Consider the following 12,704-nt stretch of genomic DNA (forward strand, 5'->3'; position numbering starts at 1 on the left):
CTGTTATCCTGGACTTTCCAGTGGAATGCCGACTTGGGGGTCAGGTCGGAGGGCGAGCCTCGGCCAAGCGATCACCAAACGATTTTCGCTCCAGCGCAGTGATCGCATCGGCCAGCACCTGCGACAGGGGGCTACACAGCTCTGCGTCGAGACCGGCCGCAGCCGCAGCCGTGGCGCGCCAGCACCTCTGCAGGTTCGGCAAGAGGTCCCGTCCCGCCGGCGTGAGCCGGATCATCCGCTGGCGAGCGTCTCTGCCGGGCGCGGACGACACCAGGCCGTCGCGGATCATGAGGCTTACAGTCTGTGTGGCTGCAGGTTGGGAGATGCCGGCGGCCTCAGCGATCTGACTGATGGCGCGGGGCTCGGATGCGATCAGCGCGCGCATCACTGGGGTATAGCGCGGGCGATAGCGTAAAGACTCGTTCGCATAGGCCTCGGTGACCGCACCATCGAGCAGTTCGAGTAAATGGCGGAGCTGGGTACCGATGCCTTGGTTCATGCCATTTCCATAATCGCTTATGGAAATCATGTCCCGTTAATTGTCTGTAAGGCGGCGTCCGCTTTGGGTCGGGAGCCGACATTGCGACCAGAGCAACAACCGGACCCTCAGGACCGTCTGCATCCGATGCCCCACACCCGTTCACAAGAGGCCCCATGGACCCCCGGACTCTGCTGACAATCCGCGAACCCATAGTCGGGTTGGCGCGCAAAACCCGCGCCCGATCAACGCCCTGCGGCGATCTCAAACTCTATTGTTGGTCGCGCTGCATCTGCCCGCATAATCCCCCCATCCCGTCGGTGGGGAGGGCGTCGGATCCACGTTCCTCGATGGCGGCGGGCTGTGGTCGAGCGATGAAGCCCGGGGGAAGGATACTCCGGGGGTCCTTGCGGGCGTCGACGGATGGCGCCCGCCTGCTCGCCGCGGGCTTCAGGAGCGAATCGATCCGCCACCGGGTGTGAAGTTCGTCCCGCGTCCGGTCCAGCAATGGACCGGGCGATGATCCGGCCAGGTCCGAACAGGGCCCCCACCGGAGAGCCCGTGGAAAACGACTGCGCGGAGCGGTCTGCTTCGTCGAAACGGTAAAACAATCAAAGCACCGGGCGAGGCCCGGCCGCCCCGCGCCCTCCCCGACCTTTCCGGCAGCGCTGCCAGAGAGCGAAGACGCCTGCCCGGTCGGCCCCATTACCAATCCGTAAGGTGGCCTCGCCTTGCGCCCCGGCGCTCGCCGACTAAGGTCCGCGCGGGCTTTTCAGACAGTGAACGGGTGTTTCGTATGCGGATCGGTTTGTTGTTGGCGTCGGTCGCCGGCGTTTCCCTCATGGCCTCGGCCGCTTTGGCCCAGCAGAGCATCGGGCCGGTCGACCAGTCCAAGGGCACGTTCGAGGACAAGTTCCGCCAGTTCGAGGGTGAGGACTGGCCGACCCCGACCGACTATCGCAACGCCTCGGGCGCGCCGGGCCATCGCTACTGGCAGCAGCAGGTCGACTATGACATCGACGTGACGCTGGACGAGCCGCGCCGCACCCTGACCGGCCGCGAGGCGGTGACCTATACGAACAACTCCCCCGACGCCCTGGGCTATCTGTGGCTGCTGCTGGACCAGCAGAACTATCGCCGCGCCTCCCTGGCCGAACGCAGCCGGACCTACACGGCGTCGGATACGGTCAGCGTCAATGAGGTGCTGCGGGTGCAGCGGATGCAGGACTGGGAGGGCGGCTTCAACGACATGAAGGTCACCGGCCCCGACGGCCAGCCCCTGCCCTTCACGGTCGTCGATTCGATGATGCGGATCAAGATGCCGCAGCCGCTGGCCACAGGTCAGAGCTTCGCCTTCACGATCGACTTCTCCGTGCCCCTGCCCGAGACCAATGTCGTGGGCGGCCGCAGCGGCTATGAGTGTTTCACCAAGCCGGATCAGGACGGCAACTGCATCTTCCTGGCGGCCCAGTGGTTCCCGCGTCTGGCGGTCTATTCGGACTATGAGGGCTGGCATAATGCCCAGTTCCTCGGGGCCGGCGAGTTCACCCTGGAGTTCGGCGACTATGACGTCTCGATCACCGCCCCCGTCGACCATGTCGTGGCCGCCACCGGCGAACTGACCAACCCCGACATCCTGAGCGCCGAACAGCGCGCGCGTCTGGCCCGGTCCCGCACCGCCGACGCGCCGGTCTATGTCGTCACCCCGGCAGAGGCCGCCGCCGCCGAGGCCCGCCCGGCCCGATCCGGAACCCGCACCTGGAATTTCAGCGCCGACAATGTCCGCGACTTCGGCTGGGCCAGCTCGCGCAAATTCGTCTGGGACGCCATGGGCGTCGAGCAGGACAGCGCCACCTATCCGGTCGTCATGGCCATGTCCTTCTATTCGAAGGAGGCCCGACCGCTGTGGGACACCTATTCGACCCGGTCGATCGCCCACACCATCGACGTCTACAACCAGTTCGCCTTCACCTATCCCTATCCCACGGCCCAGTCGGTCAACGGCCCGGTCGGCGGGATGGAATATCCGATGATCACCTTCAACGGGCCGCGCCCGGTGCGGGGCGACGACGGCCGCCTGACCTATACCGAACGCGCCAAGAACGGCCTGATCGGCGTGGTCATCCACGAAGTCGGCCACACCTATTTCCCGATGATCGTCAACTCGGACGAGCGGCAGTGGACCTGGATGGACGAGGGGCTGAACAGCTTCCTGCAGTTCCAGGCCGAAAAGCTCTGGGACGCCGACTTCCCGGCCCGCGGCGAGCCGTCCAGCATCATCGAATACATGATCAGTCAGGACCAGGTGCCGGTCATGACCAACTCCGACAGCCTGCTCCAGTTCGGCAACAACGCCTATGCCAAGCCGGCGACGGCCCTGGTGATCCTGCGTGAAACCGTCCTGGGCCGCGAGCTGTTCGACCGCGCCTTCCGCGAATACTCGCAGCGCTGGGCCTTCAAGCGCCCGACGCCCTATGACTTCTTCCGCACCATGGAAGAGAGTTCGGGCGTCGACCTCGACTGGTTCTGGCGCGGCTGGTTCTATTCCACCGACCACGTCGACATCTCGCTGGAGAGCGTGACCGCCGCGACGCTGGAATCGACCGACCCGGAAGTGCGCAACCGCGCCGCCCGCGAGCGGTTTGAGCAAGAGCCGATCTCCCGCACGGTCGAGAACAACCGCGGCATCGAGACCGTGGTCGAGCGCGATCCGGCGACGCGGGACTTCTACAACGAGACCGACCGTTTCACGACCACGGCCCAGCAACGTCGTGACGCCGAAAGCGCCACCCGGCGCGCCGACGCCGACCGCCGCGCAGCACAAGGCTTCGACGACAACATCTACCGGTTCACCTTCAAGAACGTGGGTGGGCTGGTGATGCCGGTGATCCTGAAGCTGACCTATACGGACGGCTCTGACGAGACGATCCGCATCCCGGCGGAGATCTGGCGCCGCAACAGCCAGCAGGTGATCTGGCAGCACGTTTCGTCGAAGACCCTCGTCTCGGCCGAGGTTGATCCGCTGCGGGAAACCGCCGACGCCAACCGGCCCAACAACCTGTTCCCGCGCCAGATCGACGAGCGCACCCTGCGCCTCGCCCCCGCCCAGCCTCCCGGCGAGAACCGGATGCGGGACTCGGACGTCGAGGTCAGTCCGGACTCGACGGCGACGCGGGTTCGCCGTCCGACGGCGGCCCAGTGATGAAGCGGTTCCTGCTGGTAGCGGGGCTGGTCGCCGTCCTTGCCACGCCCGCCATGGCCCACAGGGGTCATGGCGGACTGACGGTGGTCGAGATCGATGCGGTCTCGGGTGCCGTCAGCGTGACGCACCGGTTCGCCGCCCATGACGTCGAGCCCGCCCTGGTCTCGATCGCGCCGGAAGCCCAGCCCAGCCTCGACGACCCGCGGGCGGTCGCCGATCTGGAGGCCCATCTGGGACAACGATTCCGCCTGTCGCTGGATGGCGATGCGGTTCCCGTCACGCACACCGTCACACAATTGGCCGGCGACAATATCCGCGTCGATTTCGGCGGCCGGACAGACGATCGGGAGATCACCCGCGTCACGGTCGATCTCGACTTCTTCCCGGGCGTGCACGACGATCAGGAACAGCAGGTCAATGTGCGTTTGAACGGCGTGACGCGGACGGTGGTTTTCCGTCCGGGATCGCAGGCCCAGACCCTGAGCTTCCCGGCCTCCTGACAGAAGACCGGGGTCAGGCCCTTTCAGTCTTGGCCTGACAGCCCTAGCGAATATCGACCGACTGGGCGATCTGCTCGGCCAGGGCGCGGTCGCCGCCGTCCAGACTCATGGTCCAGACATGGACCTCGCGCGGGGCGTCCGGCCGCTGGAACAGGTGCTCCATCGCGTGGCGCACGCCATCCTCCGTGGAGACGATCGAGGCCCGACCGCCCGCCTCGAGCATCTGGCCGCTGTAGATCGGGAACTGCGAGGCCGGCCCGGCATAGACCATGACAAAGGACTGCTCGCCGCGACGGACCGTATAGATGCGGAAGTCCGGGCCCGGACGGCCTGTGACGATCTCGAACCCGGGCGGCAGGGTGACAGAAAACGGCAGGGCGGCGCGGGTCGCGGCGTCAAGCACGGTGAGGGTCGACACGCTCGGGGGCGGTGGGACAGCGGCCGGTGCAGGGGCCGGAACCGGGCTGGCAGCCGGCGCTGAACCGACTGTGGGCGCGACAACGGCCGGGCCCGTCGCCGGCGGTTGCGTGCGGGGCACCGGACCGGACGACGGCAGGTTCGAAGACGGCGGCGTTGCCACTGGGACGATCGCAGCGGCGGGCGGCGGCGCAGTCGTGACCGGTGCCGGAACGACGGGCGTCGCGATCGGAGCGGTCCGCGGCTGGGGCACGGGTGTCGCCGGGATCGGCGTCGCAGGGGATGGCGTTGCAGCCGGTGACGACACAGCCGGACCGGACGACGGCAGGACCGGCGCGGACAAGGTCGCAGGACGGACGACGGGACTCGCCGGGCTCGGCGCAGCGGTCGTCGGGGGTGCGGCGGTGACACCTCGCGTCGGCGGCCCACTGTTCAACTCGCGGGTCAGGTCGCTGGCAGGCGCGGATGATGGCCTGGTCGGCGCGGCGGGCACGGTCTGGGCCTGGGCGGCTCCGGTGACAATCAAGGCGGCGGCGGTGGCGGCAAGGATTTTCATGGGGCGACCTTCCCCCTTCGGCCCGCGAACGGCAAGTCCCGGTGGGGTCAGGCTGCCGGCAGTTCGACCCAGAAGGTCGCGCCCTCACCCTGCACCGAGTCGACGCCGATCGAGCCGCCCTGCAACTCGACCAGGCGTTTGGCCAGGGCAAGGCCGATGCCGTGACCCTCGACCGTGGAGCGCTCAAGCCCGAGGCGGTTAAAGGGTTCGAACAGCTGGGCCAGTTTCTCGGGCGTCAGGCCGGGGCCGCGATCGCTGACTTCGATACGGACGCCGTCGTAAATTCGGCTGACGCGGAATATGACCTGACCTCCCGAGCCGCCGTATTTGACGGCGTTGGAGGCAAGATTGGCGACAACCTGGGTCAGGCGCTGGGAATCGGCCAACGCCACCAGACCGTCGCCCTCGGTTATCAGCTCCAGCCGCACACCCTGGGCTTCGGGCCGCAGGGCCACAGCCCGTTTCACATCCTCAAGCACCCCAGGCACATCGGTGGGGCGCAGTTCGACCTTGACCGCCCCGGACTCGGCGCGGGCGACGTCCAGCAGGTCGTGAGCCAGAGCCTCGACCTGTCGGGCCGTCTTGACCAGCATCTCGGCCATCTCGGTCTGGGTGTCGCTCACCGGTCCGAGTTGACCGGTCTTCCAAAGTTCGCCGATGCCGATGATGCCGCCGACGGGGCTCTTGATCTCATGGGCGACGTTAGCCAGCAGGCGCGACTTGGCCTCCGAGGCCCGTTCTGCCCGCACCTGCCCCGCCTTGGCACGGTCGGAAAGCCGGTCACGCTCTTCCAGCAAGGCCGCCACCAGCAGGATGGGCAAGCAGCCCAGCAGCACCGTCAGCTGCATCATCAAGGCCCGGTCAGCCAGCTCCGGCGCTGACAGGACATAGGGTCCATATCCAGCCAACGTCCCGCCGATCGCCAGCACCGAGACGATCAGCAGGGCTGTCGTCACACCCAGGACGCGGAACCGGGCGGCGATGAGGATCAGCAACGGCACGACCACGAAACCGACGGGCACCCGCGACTCTAAATAGGCGAAGGCACAGACAAGCGACAGCAGCACCAGCAGGGCCAGGGCCTCAAGTAGTCGCCACGGGTTGGCCAGCACGGCCAGATGACGCCGCGTCAGGGACACACCAAAGGTGGCGATGACTGCGATTCCGAGAGCGTGGCCGAACCACCAGGTCTGGAAGCTGGCCAGAATATCGGCCCCGTTGATGAGATGCAGGGAGATCGACGCGATGAGAGCAGCGGGTACCGGTGCCACAAACGCTACGCTCACCAGGAAACGACAGGCCCCGTCCACGCTGACCAGATTCAGCGTCGGCGCGAAACGGCGCGCGAGCAAAACAGCGCCGACGATCTCGATCATGTTGGCGACCGTAAAGACCACGGTCAGAAGGGTGGAATTGCCCACCAGCAGCTCGCCGGCCGCGATGCCAACGACCAGCAGGGCCCCGAAACACAGGTCGTAGGATGGTCCGCGCGAGTTCCGCAGCCAGACCGCGATCGACACCCCGCCCGCACCCCACAAGGCCGCGACCAGGCCGGCCGACCGGGCGAATTGGACCGCCAGAACCACGAGCACCATCACGGCGATGGCGGTGAAGACGGGAGCCAGGGGCTGCTTGAAGAAGGCCGACGCGCTGTTGGTACGGGCGGTGTCATTCGCGCGTGCAGCCGCGAGGCCTTCGGGCGAAGGTCCTACGGCGTCGGCAGGGTCGAGCACACGGCTCATCGGCATCTTGGGTCCTGGATCGACAGCGTGATCCCGACCCATACGTCGCCGCTTCCTAATATCCCCTGAAGGTCAGGCGCTGTCGGCGATCGCCTCGGTCAATTCACGCACGGCCACACCGGGTCCGGCGGGATGGCCCCAGACGGCGGCGCTCACCGCTACGAAGTCGGCTCCGGCGTGCGCAAGGCGGCCTGCGGTGACCGCCGTGATACCGCCGATGGCGACACAGGGGATTTCGACGGTCTCCTGCCAGATGCCGAGGATGTCCGGGTCCGGCCGGTGCAACGTCTGCTTGGTATCGGTGGGGAAGAAGGCGCCGAAGGCGACGTAGTCGGCACCGGCCTCTGCCGCGTCCATCGCCAGTTCCCGGCTGTCGTGGCAGGTCACACCGATCATGGCGTCCGGGCCCATGATCCGTCGCCCCTCGGCCACGGAGGCGTCACCCTGCCCCAGATGGACGCCGTCACAGCCTGAACGCGCCGCCAGATCCGGCCGGTCGTTCAGGATGACGGCGACGCCGCGCGCCTGGGCAATCGGTTTCAGCACTGACACGGCGGCCAGAACCGTTGCGTCATCGGCGTCCTTGAGCCGGATCTGCAGCGCGGCCACCTCGCCAGCGTCCAGCGCCGCGGCGAGCGCCACCGCGAAGGCGGCGATGTCCGGCAAGACGGGCGGGGTGATCAGATACAGCTGACAGGGCGGGCGCATCGGCGCGATGGGGGGCTTGGCCATGCCCGCGAAGTGCGACGGACGCGGCCGTGCGTCAACTCCGGGACTGCGAACGACTTGCATTCGCCGCGATTTGCTTGTTAAGAAGAACCATTCGCAACAAGCCTGTGGGTTCGTCGTGTACGTCTGCAACTGCAATGGCCTTCGCAAAAGGGATGTCGCCGCCGCCATCGAGGCGGGCGCGACGCGACCCCGTGACGTCTTCGCGCGCAACCAGTGCACCGCCCAGTGCGCCAAATGCGTTTGCGAGATGCGCGAGATGATCCAGGACAGCCGTGAGACCTTTGCCATAGCCGCCGAATAGGCCCTGCCCTCCCGCAAGGGAGATTCAGTCGCATTTTCAATGTCGCGAGACGTCTTCGCAGGTGAACACAAGACCGCATCTCGTGTTAGAACAGGCGCTCAAAGCCGGTGATTCATGGCGGTCGGGCCGACCGCCGCGCCGCTGACGGAAAGAACGACGATGAAGGGCGATCCCGCAATCATCCGCACGCTCAACGCTGTGCTCACCAACGAGCTGACCGCGGTGAACCAGTATTTCCTGCATGCGCGGATGTTCGAGAGCTGGGGCCTGAAACACCTCGGCCAGATCATCTACGACGAATCGATCGGCGAGATGAAGCACGCCGACATGCTGATGAAGCGCATCCTCTTCCTCGACGGCCTGCCCAATATGCAGGATCTGCACAAGCTGAAGATCGGCGAAAACGCCTTCGAGTGCCTCGGTGCCGACCTGCAGCTGGAGCTGGGCGGTCGCGACACCCTGATCCCGGGCGTGGCCCAGTGCGAGGCCGCCAAGGACTACGTCAGCCGCGACATCCTGATGCGCATCCTGAACGACACCGAGGAGCACATCGATTTCCTCGAGGCACAGCACAAGCTGATCGAGCAGTTGGGTGAGCAGAACTATCTGCAGTCAGCCATGACCGAGATCGCACCGGACAAGAGCGCCACCGGGAACTGAGACCCGCCGACCCAGAGATAGGGCGGCGGAGGAGTCATTCAGGGAAATCAATCCCTGCGGCCGCGCGCCTCTAGGCCGCGGAGAGGCTCCACGGCAGGGTCTCGTCGGCATGGAAGGGGACCAGGTCCCCGAGGTCAGTCCCGATGCGCGGGGGGACGACGATGTCCCGGCGGTCCAGAGCGATCCGGTCCTCGTTCAGCGGCAGGCCGTAGAAGCGCGGACCATGTTCTGACGCGAACCCTTCGAGCCGGTCCAGCGCCCCCTCCTCGTCGAACGTCGCCGCATAGCTTTCGATCGCGAACGGCGCATTGAAGATGCCGGCGCAGCCGCAGGCCGACTCCTTGGCTCCCGTCAAATGGGGTGCCGAGTCCGTGCCCAGAAAGAATTTGGCCGAGCCCGACGTCGCTGCCCGGCGCAGTTCGAGGCGGTGCCGCTCGCGCTTGGCCACGGGCAGGCAATAGAAATGAGGCCGGACACCACCCGCGAACATGGCGTTGCGGTTGATGCGAAGGTGATGTGGCGTGATGGTCGCGGCCAGGTTCGGCCCGCCGCTTTCGACAAAGGCCACGGCGTCGGCCGTGGTGATGTGTTCGAACACGGTCTTCAGCGCCGGGAAGTCGACGACGATCTTCGAGAAGATACGTTCGATGAAGACGGCCTCGCGGTCGAAGACGTCGACCGAATGGTCCGTCACCTCGCCGTGCAGCAGCAGCGGCATGCCGATACGCTGCATCCGCTCGAGCGCAAGGTAGATGTTGCGGATCTCGGTGACGCCATGCGCCGAGTTGGTGGTGGCATGGGCCGGATACAATTTGCAGGCGGTGAAGACCCCGGCCTCATAGCCCCGTGCGATCTCCTCGGGATCGGCATCGTCGGTCAGGTAGCAGACCATCAGCGGCTCAAACGCGAGGCCGGGTTCGACCGCCGCAAGGATCCGCGACCGGTAGGCCTCGGCGGCGGCGACCGTGGTGACCGGCGGGGTCAGGTTCGGCATGACGATCGCGCGCCTGAACTGCCGCGCCGTATCGTTGACCACGGCGCTCAACATCCGGCCGTCACGGAGGTGGACATGCCAGTCATCCGGCGCGCGGATAACCAGCTGCTGCGGAGATGTTTGGGAGGCCTGCATGCCCCCTCCTTAGCTTTGCCTACCCTGAATGGGAACCTCGGTGCCCACGTCCGCCGGGACCAGCCCCACGCCGGACAGATCGCCCCCGGGTAACTGATGACGGGTATCGGCAGTCCGTTTTCAGCCCGGTGGGAGGCCGGATGACCGACATCGCCCCGGAAACAAGCGCGACGGGGAAAGAGCCATACGCCAGCACGTCAGCCAGATTGAGAGTCGCCTGGGTCAAGGCGATGCTCTTGATCGAGCCCGGCCACCTCAAGGGCCCGCTGTCGCAAGACCAGGACCCGACCGGGGAGAACGCCGAACGCAAGGGCGAGGCGCTGCGACAGGCTGCGCATGGGCGTCTCCGGCGGCGGACAGGCGGGCGGTTGGCGGTGACGGGGTTCACACTCTGATGCCGCCACTCTCCCAACCCGCCGCTACAGAACCTCGCGCCGTGCCAGACGGACCACGGCGAGCACCAGCACGACCAGACCCAGGCCGCAGCCCAGGCCGAGGGCCGTGTTCAGTCGCCAGGTGTCGGTCGCCAGCATGTTGACCGGCATCTGCCAAGGGAAGAAGACGCCTGCCCTTGCCGAAGTGGCGACGACCGAGAAGAAGGTTTCGCCGATTCCGACCACCAGGGCGGGCACGAAGCTGGCGAAGCGCAGGGCGGTCCACAGCTGGATAGCGACCATCAGGATGGCGGCGAGGAAGACCTTGCCCATGGTCGCGGCATAGACGCCGACCTCGAGAGGACCCTTGGGCATCAGGTTGGGCTTGATCGTCGTGCCCAGCGTCACCGCGCCCCAGGTCAGGACCAGGGTCGCCCCGCTCATGACGGCGACCACAGCCAGCACCACGATCGCCTTGGCCGCATAGAGACGCCAGCGCGGCAGCGGGAGGCTGCGCAGGTGATCCCACGACTTCGGCCCGTGCTCCATGTGGGCGACGAGCGCCGTCAGGGCGGTCACGCTCATGGGCAGCATGAAAAAGGACCAGATGCCGATCGCACTCACCATCCACATCTCCCACGGCTGTGGTGCCTTGCCGCGCAGCAGGTTGAAGAAGGTGAAGATGGCGATCAGCGACGGCGCGGCAACGGCCAGCAGGACGGCCAGTGACCGGTTCAACTTGCGGATTTCCACGGACAGGACAGCGAACATCAGACGAACTCCGGCTGGGACTGGGCGGTGACGGAAGCGGGCGCCGGCATGGATGCCTGGCGGTAAATGCCCTCCAGCGAGCGGGCGCGGGCACCAATGGCGAGGACGGCGATCCCGGCCTCGACCAGGGCGCGGGTCATGGCCGGAACAGCAGCGTCGGGATCGTCCCCGGGACTCAGCCGCGCGATCAGACCATCGCTCGTGGGGGACAACGCCAGATCGAACGGGTTGAGCACGGCTGAGGCGCGGGCGACGTCATCGACCCGAAGGGCGATTTCGGGCGCGAGGTCCGCCTTGATCCGGGCCAGTTCCCCCTCCAGCACCAGCCGCCCCTCGTGGACGATGCCAACGTGGGTGGCGATCTGCTCGATCTCACCCAGCAGATGGCTGGACAGCAGGACCGTGGCCCCGGTCCGGGCAGGCAGGTCCTTAAGGAAGCACCGCATGTCGGCGATGCCATCAGGGTCCAGGCCGTTGGTGGGCTCATCGAGGATGAGGGCGGGCGGCGCGCCCAGCATGGCGCGAGCCAGACCCAGCCGCTGGCGCATGCCCAGCGAATAGTCTGACACTCGGCGTCGACCGTGGGCACTCATCCCGACCACCTCCAGAACCCTGGCGATCTCCGTCGCAGGAAGCCCGAGCAGCGTGCGGGTGAGGTCGAGGTTCTGACGCCCCGTCAGATTGGCGTAGAAACCGTGCGCCTCCAGCAGCGCCCCCACCTTCCGCGCCGCGCCGATCCGGTCGCTGGCGACGTCAATGCCCGCAATCCGCGCCGAACCAGAGGTCGGACGGATCAGACCCATCAGCATCTTGAGCGTCGTCGTCTTGCCCGCACCGTTGCGGCCAAGGAAACCGTAGACGGCCCCGTCCGACACGGTCATCGACACCGCATCGACGGCTCTATGCTCGCCGAAGCAACGGGTCAGGGCATGGGTTTCGATGGCGGCGGTCATGGCGGCAGCGCTCACGTTTGTTTAAGTGCGATATAAAGTTGCGAACCTCGCATCTTTAAGTCAAGATTAAAGATAAGACATCAACGCCACGCTCCGGACCGCCGCATGAGCCAGCCCGATCTCGCCCGTTTCCGCCGCATGTGCGGCCAGTTCCGCTGGCTGGCGATCTTCATGGTGGTGACGGTCGGCCTGTGCATGGCGCTGACCTGGATAGGCGCGCCGCTGATCCTCTGGCTGCGCGAGGGGCGTGAGCCGTTCACCCCGCGCAATATCGCCAGCCTCGTCTGGTTCACCCCGACGGCCTTCTATCTGTTCGGAGTCTGGTCGATCGGATCGGCCATGGGACAGCTGGCGAAGGGTCGTCTGATCCAGCCGACACTGTCCTCGGCCCTGCGGCGCGTGGGTCTGTCACTGGGATTGGGCGGCGTGATGAGCGTGTTCGTGGTGTCCAACGTCATACGGATGATCGAGGACGGGTGCGGCGGTTTCCTGCATTTCGACGTGGCGGGGATGACGCTGGGCATGATCGGCGGGGCGCTGTTCCTGCTCGGCAAGGTCGTCGACCAGGCCGGCCGGATGCAGGCTGAACTGGACGAAATGATCTGATGCCCGTCCGCGTGACACTCGATGCCCTGATCGTGAGGAAGGGCCTCAAGGCGCGCGACCTCGCCGCCGAGGTGGGTCTTAGCGAGACCCAGCTGTCGCTGTTCCGGTCGGGCAAGGTGAAGGGTATCCGCTTCCGCACATTGGCGCGGCTGTGCGCGGCGCTCGACTGTCGGCCGGGCGACCTGCTGGACTATCGCTACGACCCGACCGATCTGACCCCGGTCGACGACGAAGAAGGCTGACGGAACCGCTGCGCCGTCCCGCCATTGTCTGTTCTCGGACA

14 protein-coding genes are annotated in these 12,704 nt (G+C 66.5%); 7 read left to right on the forward strand and 7 right to left on the reverse strand.

The features are described 5' to 3' along the window. Positions 1–40: 40 nt before the first annotated feature. Entirely contained in the window at positions 41–499 is a 459-nt protein-coding gene (locus tag ACP7AS_RS04840; RefSeq protein WP_425993135.1) for a MarR family winged helix-turn-helix transcriptional regulator, read from the reverse strand. 820 nt (positions 500–1,319) lie between these two features. Here ACP7AS_RS04840 and ACP7AS_RS04845 point away from each other — a divergent pair. Together ACP7AS_RS04845 and ACP7AS_RS04850 are read left to right on the forward strand one after the other, a co-directional pair. Beyond that, on the forward strand, positions 1,320–3,680 hold the full coding sequence (locus ACP7AS_RS04845; protein ID WP_426027732.1) for a M1 family metallopeptidase: 2,361 nt from the start codon (positions 1,320–1,322) through the stop codon (positions 3,678–3,680). Further along, entirely contained in the window at positions 3,680–4,180 is a 501-nt protein-coding gene (locus ACP7AS_RS04850; RefSeq protein ID WP_426027733.1) for a DUF6702 family protein, read from the forward strand. Before ACP7AS_RS04845 ends, ACP7AS_RS04850 begins: the two co-directional genes overlap by 1 nt. Before the next feature lie 43 nt (positions 4,181–4,223). Here the strand turns inward: ACP7AS_RS04850 and ACP7AS_RS04855 are convergent, their stop codons facing one another. From ACP7AS_RS04855 to thiE, 3 genes are all read right to left on the reverse strand, one after another. Beyond that, complete coding sequence (locus ACP7AS_RS04855; RefSeq protein WP_426027734.1) at positions 4,224–4,598, reverse strand: hypothetical protein; 375 nt, start codon at positions 4,596–4,598, stop codon at positions 4,224–4,226. Positions 4,599–5,200: 602 nt separating this feature from the next. Beyond that, the gene (locus ACP7AS_RS04860) at positions 5,201–6,895 is read right to left on the reverse strand and encodes an ATP-binding protein (protein WP_426027735.1); all 1,695 of its coding nucleotides are present in this window, start codon (positions 6,893–6,895) and stop codon (positions 5,201–5,203) included. Between the two features lie 72 nt (positions 6,896–6,967). Next, the gene (gene thiE, locus ACP7AS_RS04865; RefSeq protein ID WP_426027736.1) at positions 6,968–7,627 is read right to left on the reverse strand and encodes a thiamine phosphate synthase; all 660 of its coding nucleotides are present in this window, start codon (positions 7,625–7,627) and stop codon (positions 6,968–6,970) included. Positions 7,628–7,742: 115 nt separating this feature from the next. Here thiE and ACP7AS_RS04870 point away from each other — a divergent pair, with 115 nt between their 5' ends. Both ACP7AS_RS04870 and bfr read left to right on the forward strand, forming a co-directional pair. Continuing rightward, positions 7,743–7,928 (forward strand): (2Fe-2S)-binding protein, encoded by a 186-nt coding sequence (locus ACP7AS_RS04870; RefSeq protein ID WP_426027737.1) that lies wholly within the window; start codon positions 7,743–7,745, stop codon positions 7,926–7,928. Positions 7,929–8,087: 159 nt separating this feature from the next. Beyond that, a complete protein-coding gene (gene bfr, locus ACP7AS_RS04875; protein WP_426028137.1) occupies positions 8,088–8,588 on the forward strand; it encodes a bacterioferritin in 501 nt (166 codons plus the stop codon). Positions 8,589–8,658: 70 nt separating this feature from the next. Here bfr and pyrC read toward each other — a convergent pair whose 3' ends face one another. Beyond that, positions 8,659–9,717 (reverse strand): dihydroorotase, encoded by a 1,059-nt coding sequence (pyrC, locus tag ACP7AS_RS04880; protein WP_426027738.1) that lies wholly within the window; start codon positions 9,715–9,717, stop codon positions 8,659–8,661. A 140-nt stretch (positions 9,718–9,857) separates the two neighbouring features. Between pyrC and ACP7AS_RS04885 the strand changes: the two genes are divergently transcribed. Then, the gene (locus tag ACP7AS_RS04885; RefSeq protein WP_426027739.1) at positions 9,858–10,112 is read left to right on the forward strand and encodes a hypothetical protein; all 255 of its coding nucleotides are present in this window, start codon (positions 9,858–9,860) and stop codon (positions 10,110–10,112) included. 24 nt (positions 10,113–10,136) lie between these two features. Here ACP7AS_RS04885 and ACP7AS_RS04890 read toward each other — a convergent pair whose 3' ends face one another. Together ACP7AS_RS04890 and ACP7AS_RS04895 are read right to left on the reverse strand one after the other, a co-directional pair. Then, positions 10,137–10,862: an ABC transporter permease gene (locus tag ACP7AS_RS04890; protein WP_426027740.1), complete on the reverse strand. Its 726-nt coding sequence runs from the start codon at positions 10,860–10,862 to the stop codon at positions 10,137–10,139. After that, a complete protein-coding gene (locus ACP7AS_RS04895) occupies positions 10,862–11,815 on the reverse strand; it encodes an ABC transporter ATP-binding protein (protein WP_426027741.1) in 954 nt (317 codons plus the stop codon). Before ACP7AS_RS04895 ends, ACP7AS_RS04890 begins: the two co-directional genes overlap by 1 nt. A gap of 105 nt (positions 11,816–11,920) precedes the next feature. On the opposite strand from ACP7AS_RS04895, the gene ACP7AS_RS04900 reads away from it, so the two are divergent. Both ACP7AS_RS04900 and ACP7AS_RS04905 read left to right on the forward strand, forming a co-directional pair. Continuing rightward, complete coding sequence (locus ACP7AS_RS04900; protein WP_426027742.1) at positions 11,921–12,421, forward strand: DUF2975 domain-containing protein; 501 nt, start codon at positions 11,921–11,923, stop codon at positions 12,419–12,421. Then, entirely contained in the window at positions 12,421–12,663 is a 243-nt protein-coding gene (locus ACP7AS_RS04905; protein WP_426027743.1) for a helix-turn-helix domain-containing protein, read from the forward strand. The genes ACP7AS_RS04900 and ACP7AS_RS04905 overlap by 1 nt, the downstream gene beginning before the upstream one ends. The last annotated feature ends 41 nt before the right edge of the window (positions 12,664–12,704 follow it).

This window comes from Brevundimonas sp. TWP2-3-4b2 (assembly GCF_049897345.1).
In the GTDB taxonomy this organism is placed as follows: domain Bacteria; phylum Pseudomonadota; class Alphaproteobacteria; order Caulobacterales; family Caulobacteraceae; genus Brevundimonas.

What these genes read in the sequence shown, in the direction of transcription:
- ACP7AS_RS04900 (WP_426027742.1), top strand. Translation starts at nt 11,921, where the DNA reads ATGAGCCAGCCCGATCTCGCCCGTTTCCGCCGCATGTGCGGCCAGTTC.
- thiE (WP_426027736.1), bottom strand. Translation starts at nt 7,627, where the DNA reads ATGGCCAAGCCCCCCATCGCGCCGATGCGCCCGCCCTGTCAGCTGTAT.
- ACP7AS_RS04860 (WP_426027735.1), bottom strand. Translation starts at nt 6,895, where the DNA reads ATGAGCCGTGTGCTCGACCCTGCCGACGCCGTAGGACCTTCGCCCGAA.
- ACP7AS_RS04850 (WP_426027733.1), top strand. Translation starts at nt 3,680, where the DNA reads ATGAAGCGGTTCCTGCTGGTAGCGGGGCTGGTCGCCGTCCTTGCCACG.
- ACP7AS_RS04895 (WP_426027741.1), bottom strand. Translation starts at nt 11,815, where the DNA reads ATGACCGCCGCCATCGAAACCCATGCCCTGACCCGTTGCTTCGGCGAG.
- ACP7AS_RS04845 (WP_426027732.1), top strand. Translation starts at nt 1,320, where the DNA reads ATGGCCTCGGCCGCTTTGGCCCAGCAGAGCATCGGGCCGGTCGACCAG.
- bfr (WP_426028137.1), top strand. Translation starts at nt 8,088, where the DNA reads ATGAAGGGCGATCCCGCAATCATCCGCACGCTCAACGCTGTGCTCACC.
- pyrC (WP_426027738.1), bottom strand. Translation starts at nt 9,717, where the DNA reads ATGCAGGCCTCCCAAACATCTCCGCAGCAGCTGGTTATCCGCGCGCCG.
- ACP7AS_RS04840 (WP_425993135.1), bottom strand. Translation starts at nt 499, where the DNA reads ATGAACCAAGGCATCGGTACCCAGCTCCGCCATTTACTCGAACTGCTC.
- ACP7AS_RS04890 (WP_426027740.1), bottom strand. Translation starts at nt 10,862, where the DNA reads ATGTTCGCTGTCCTGTCCGTGGAAATCCGCAAGTTGAACCGGTCACTG.
- ACP7AS_RS04905 (WP_426027743.1), top strand. Translation starts at nt 12,421, where the DNA reads ATGCCCGTCCGCGTGACACTCGATGCCCTGATCGTGAGGAAGGGCCTC.
- ACP7AS_RS04885 (WP_426027739.1), top strand. Translation starts at nt 9,858, where the DNA reads ATGACCGACATCGCCCCGGAAACAAGCGCGACGGGGAAAGAGCCATAC.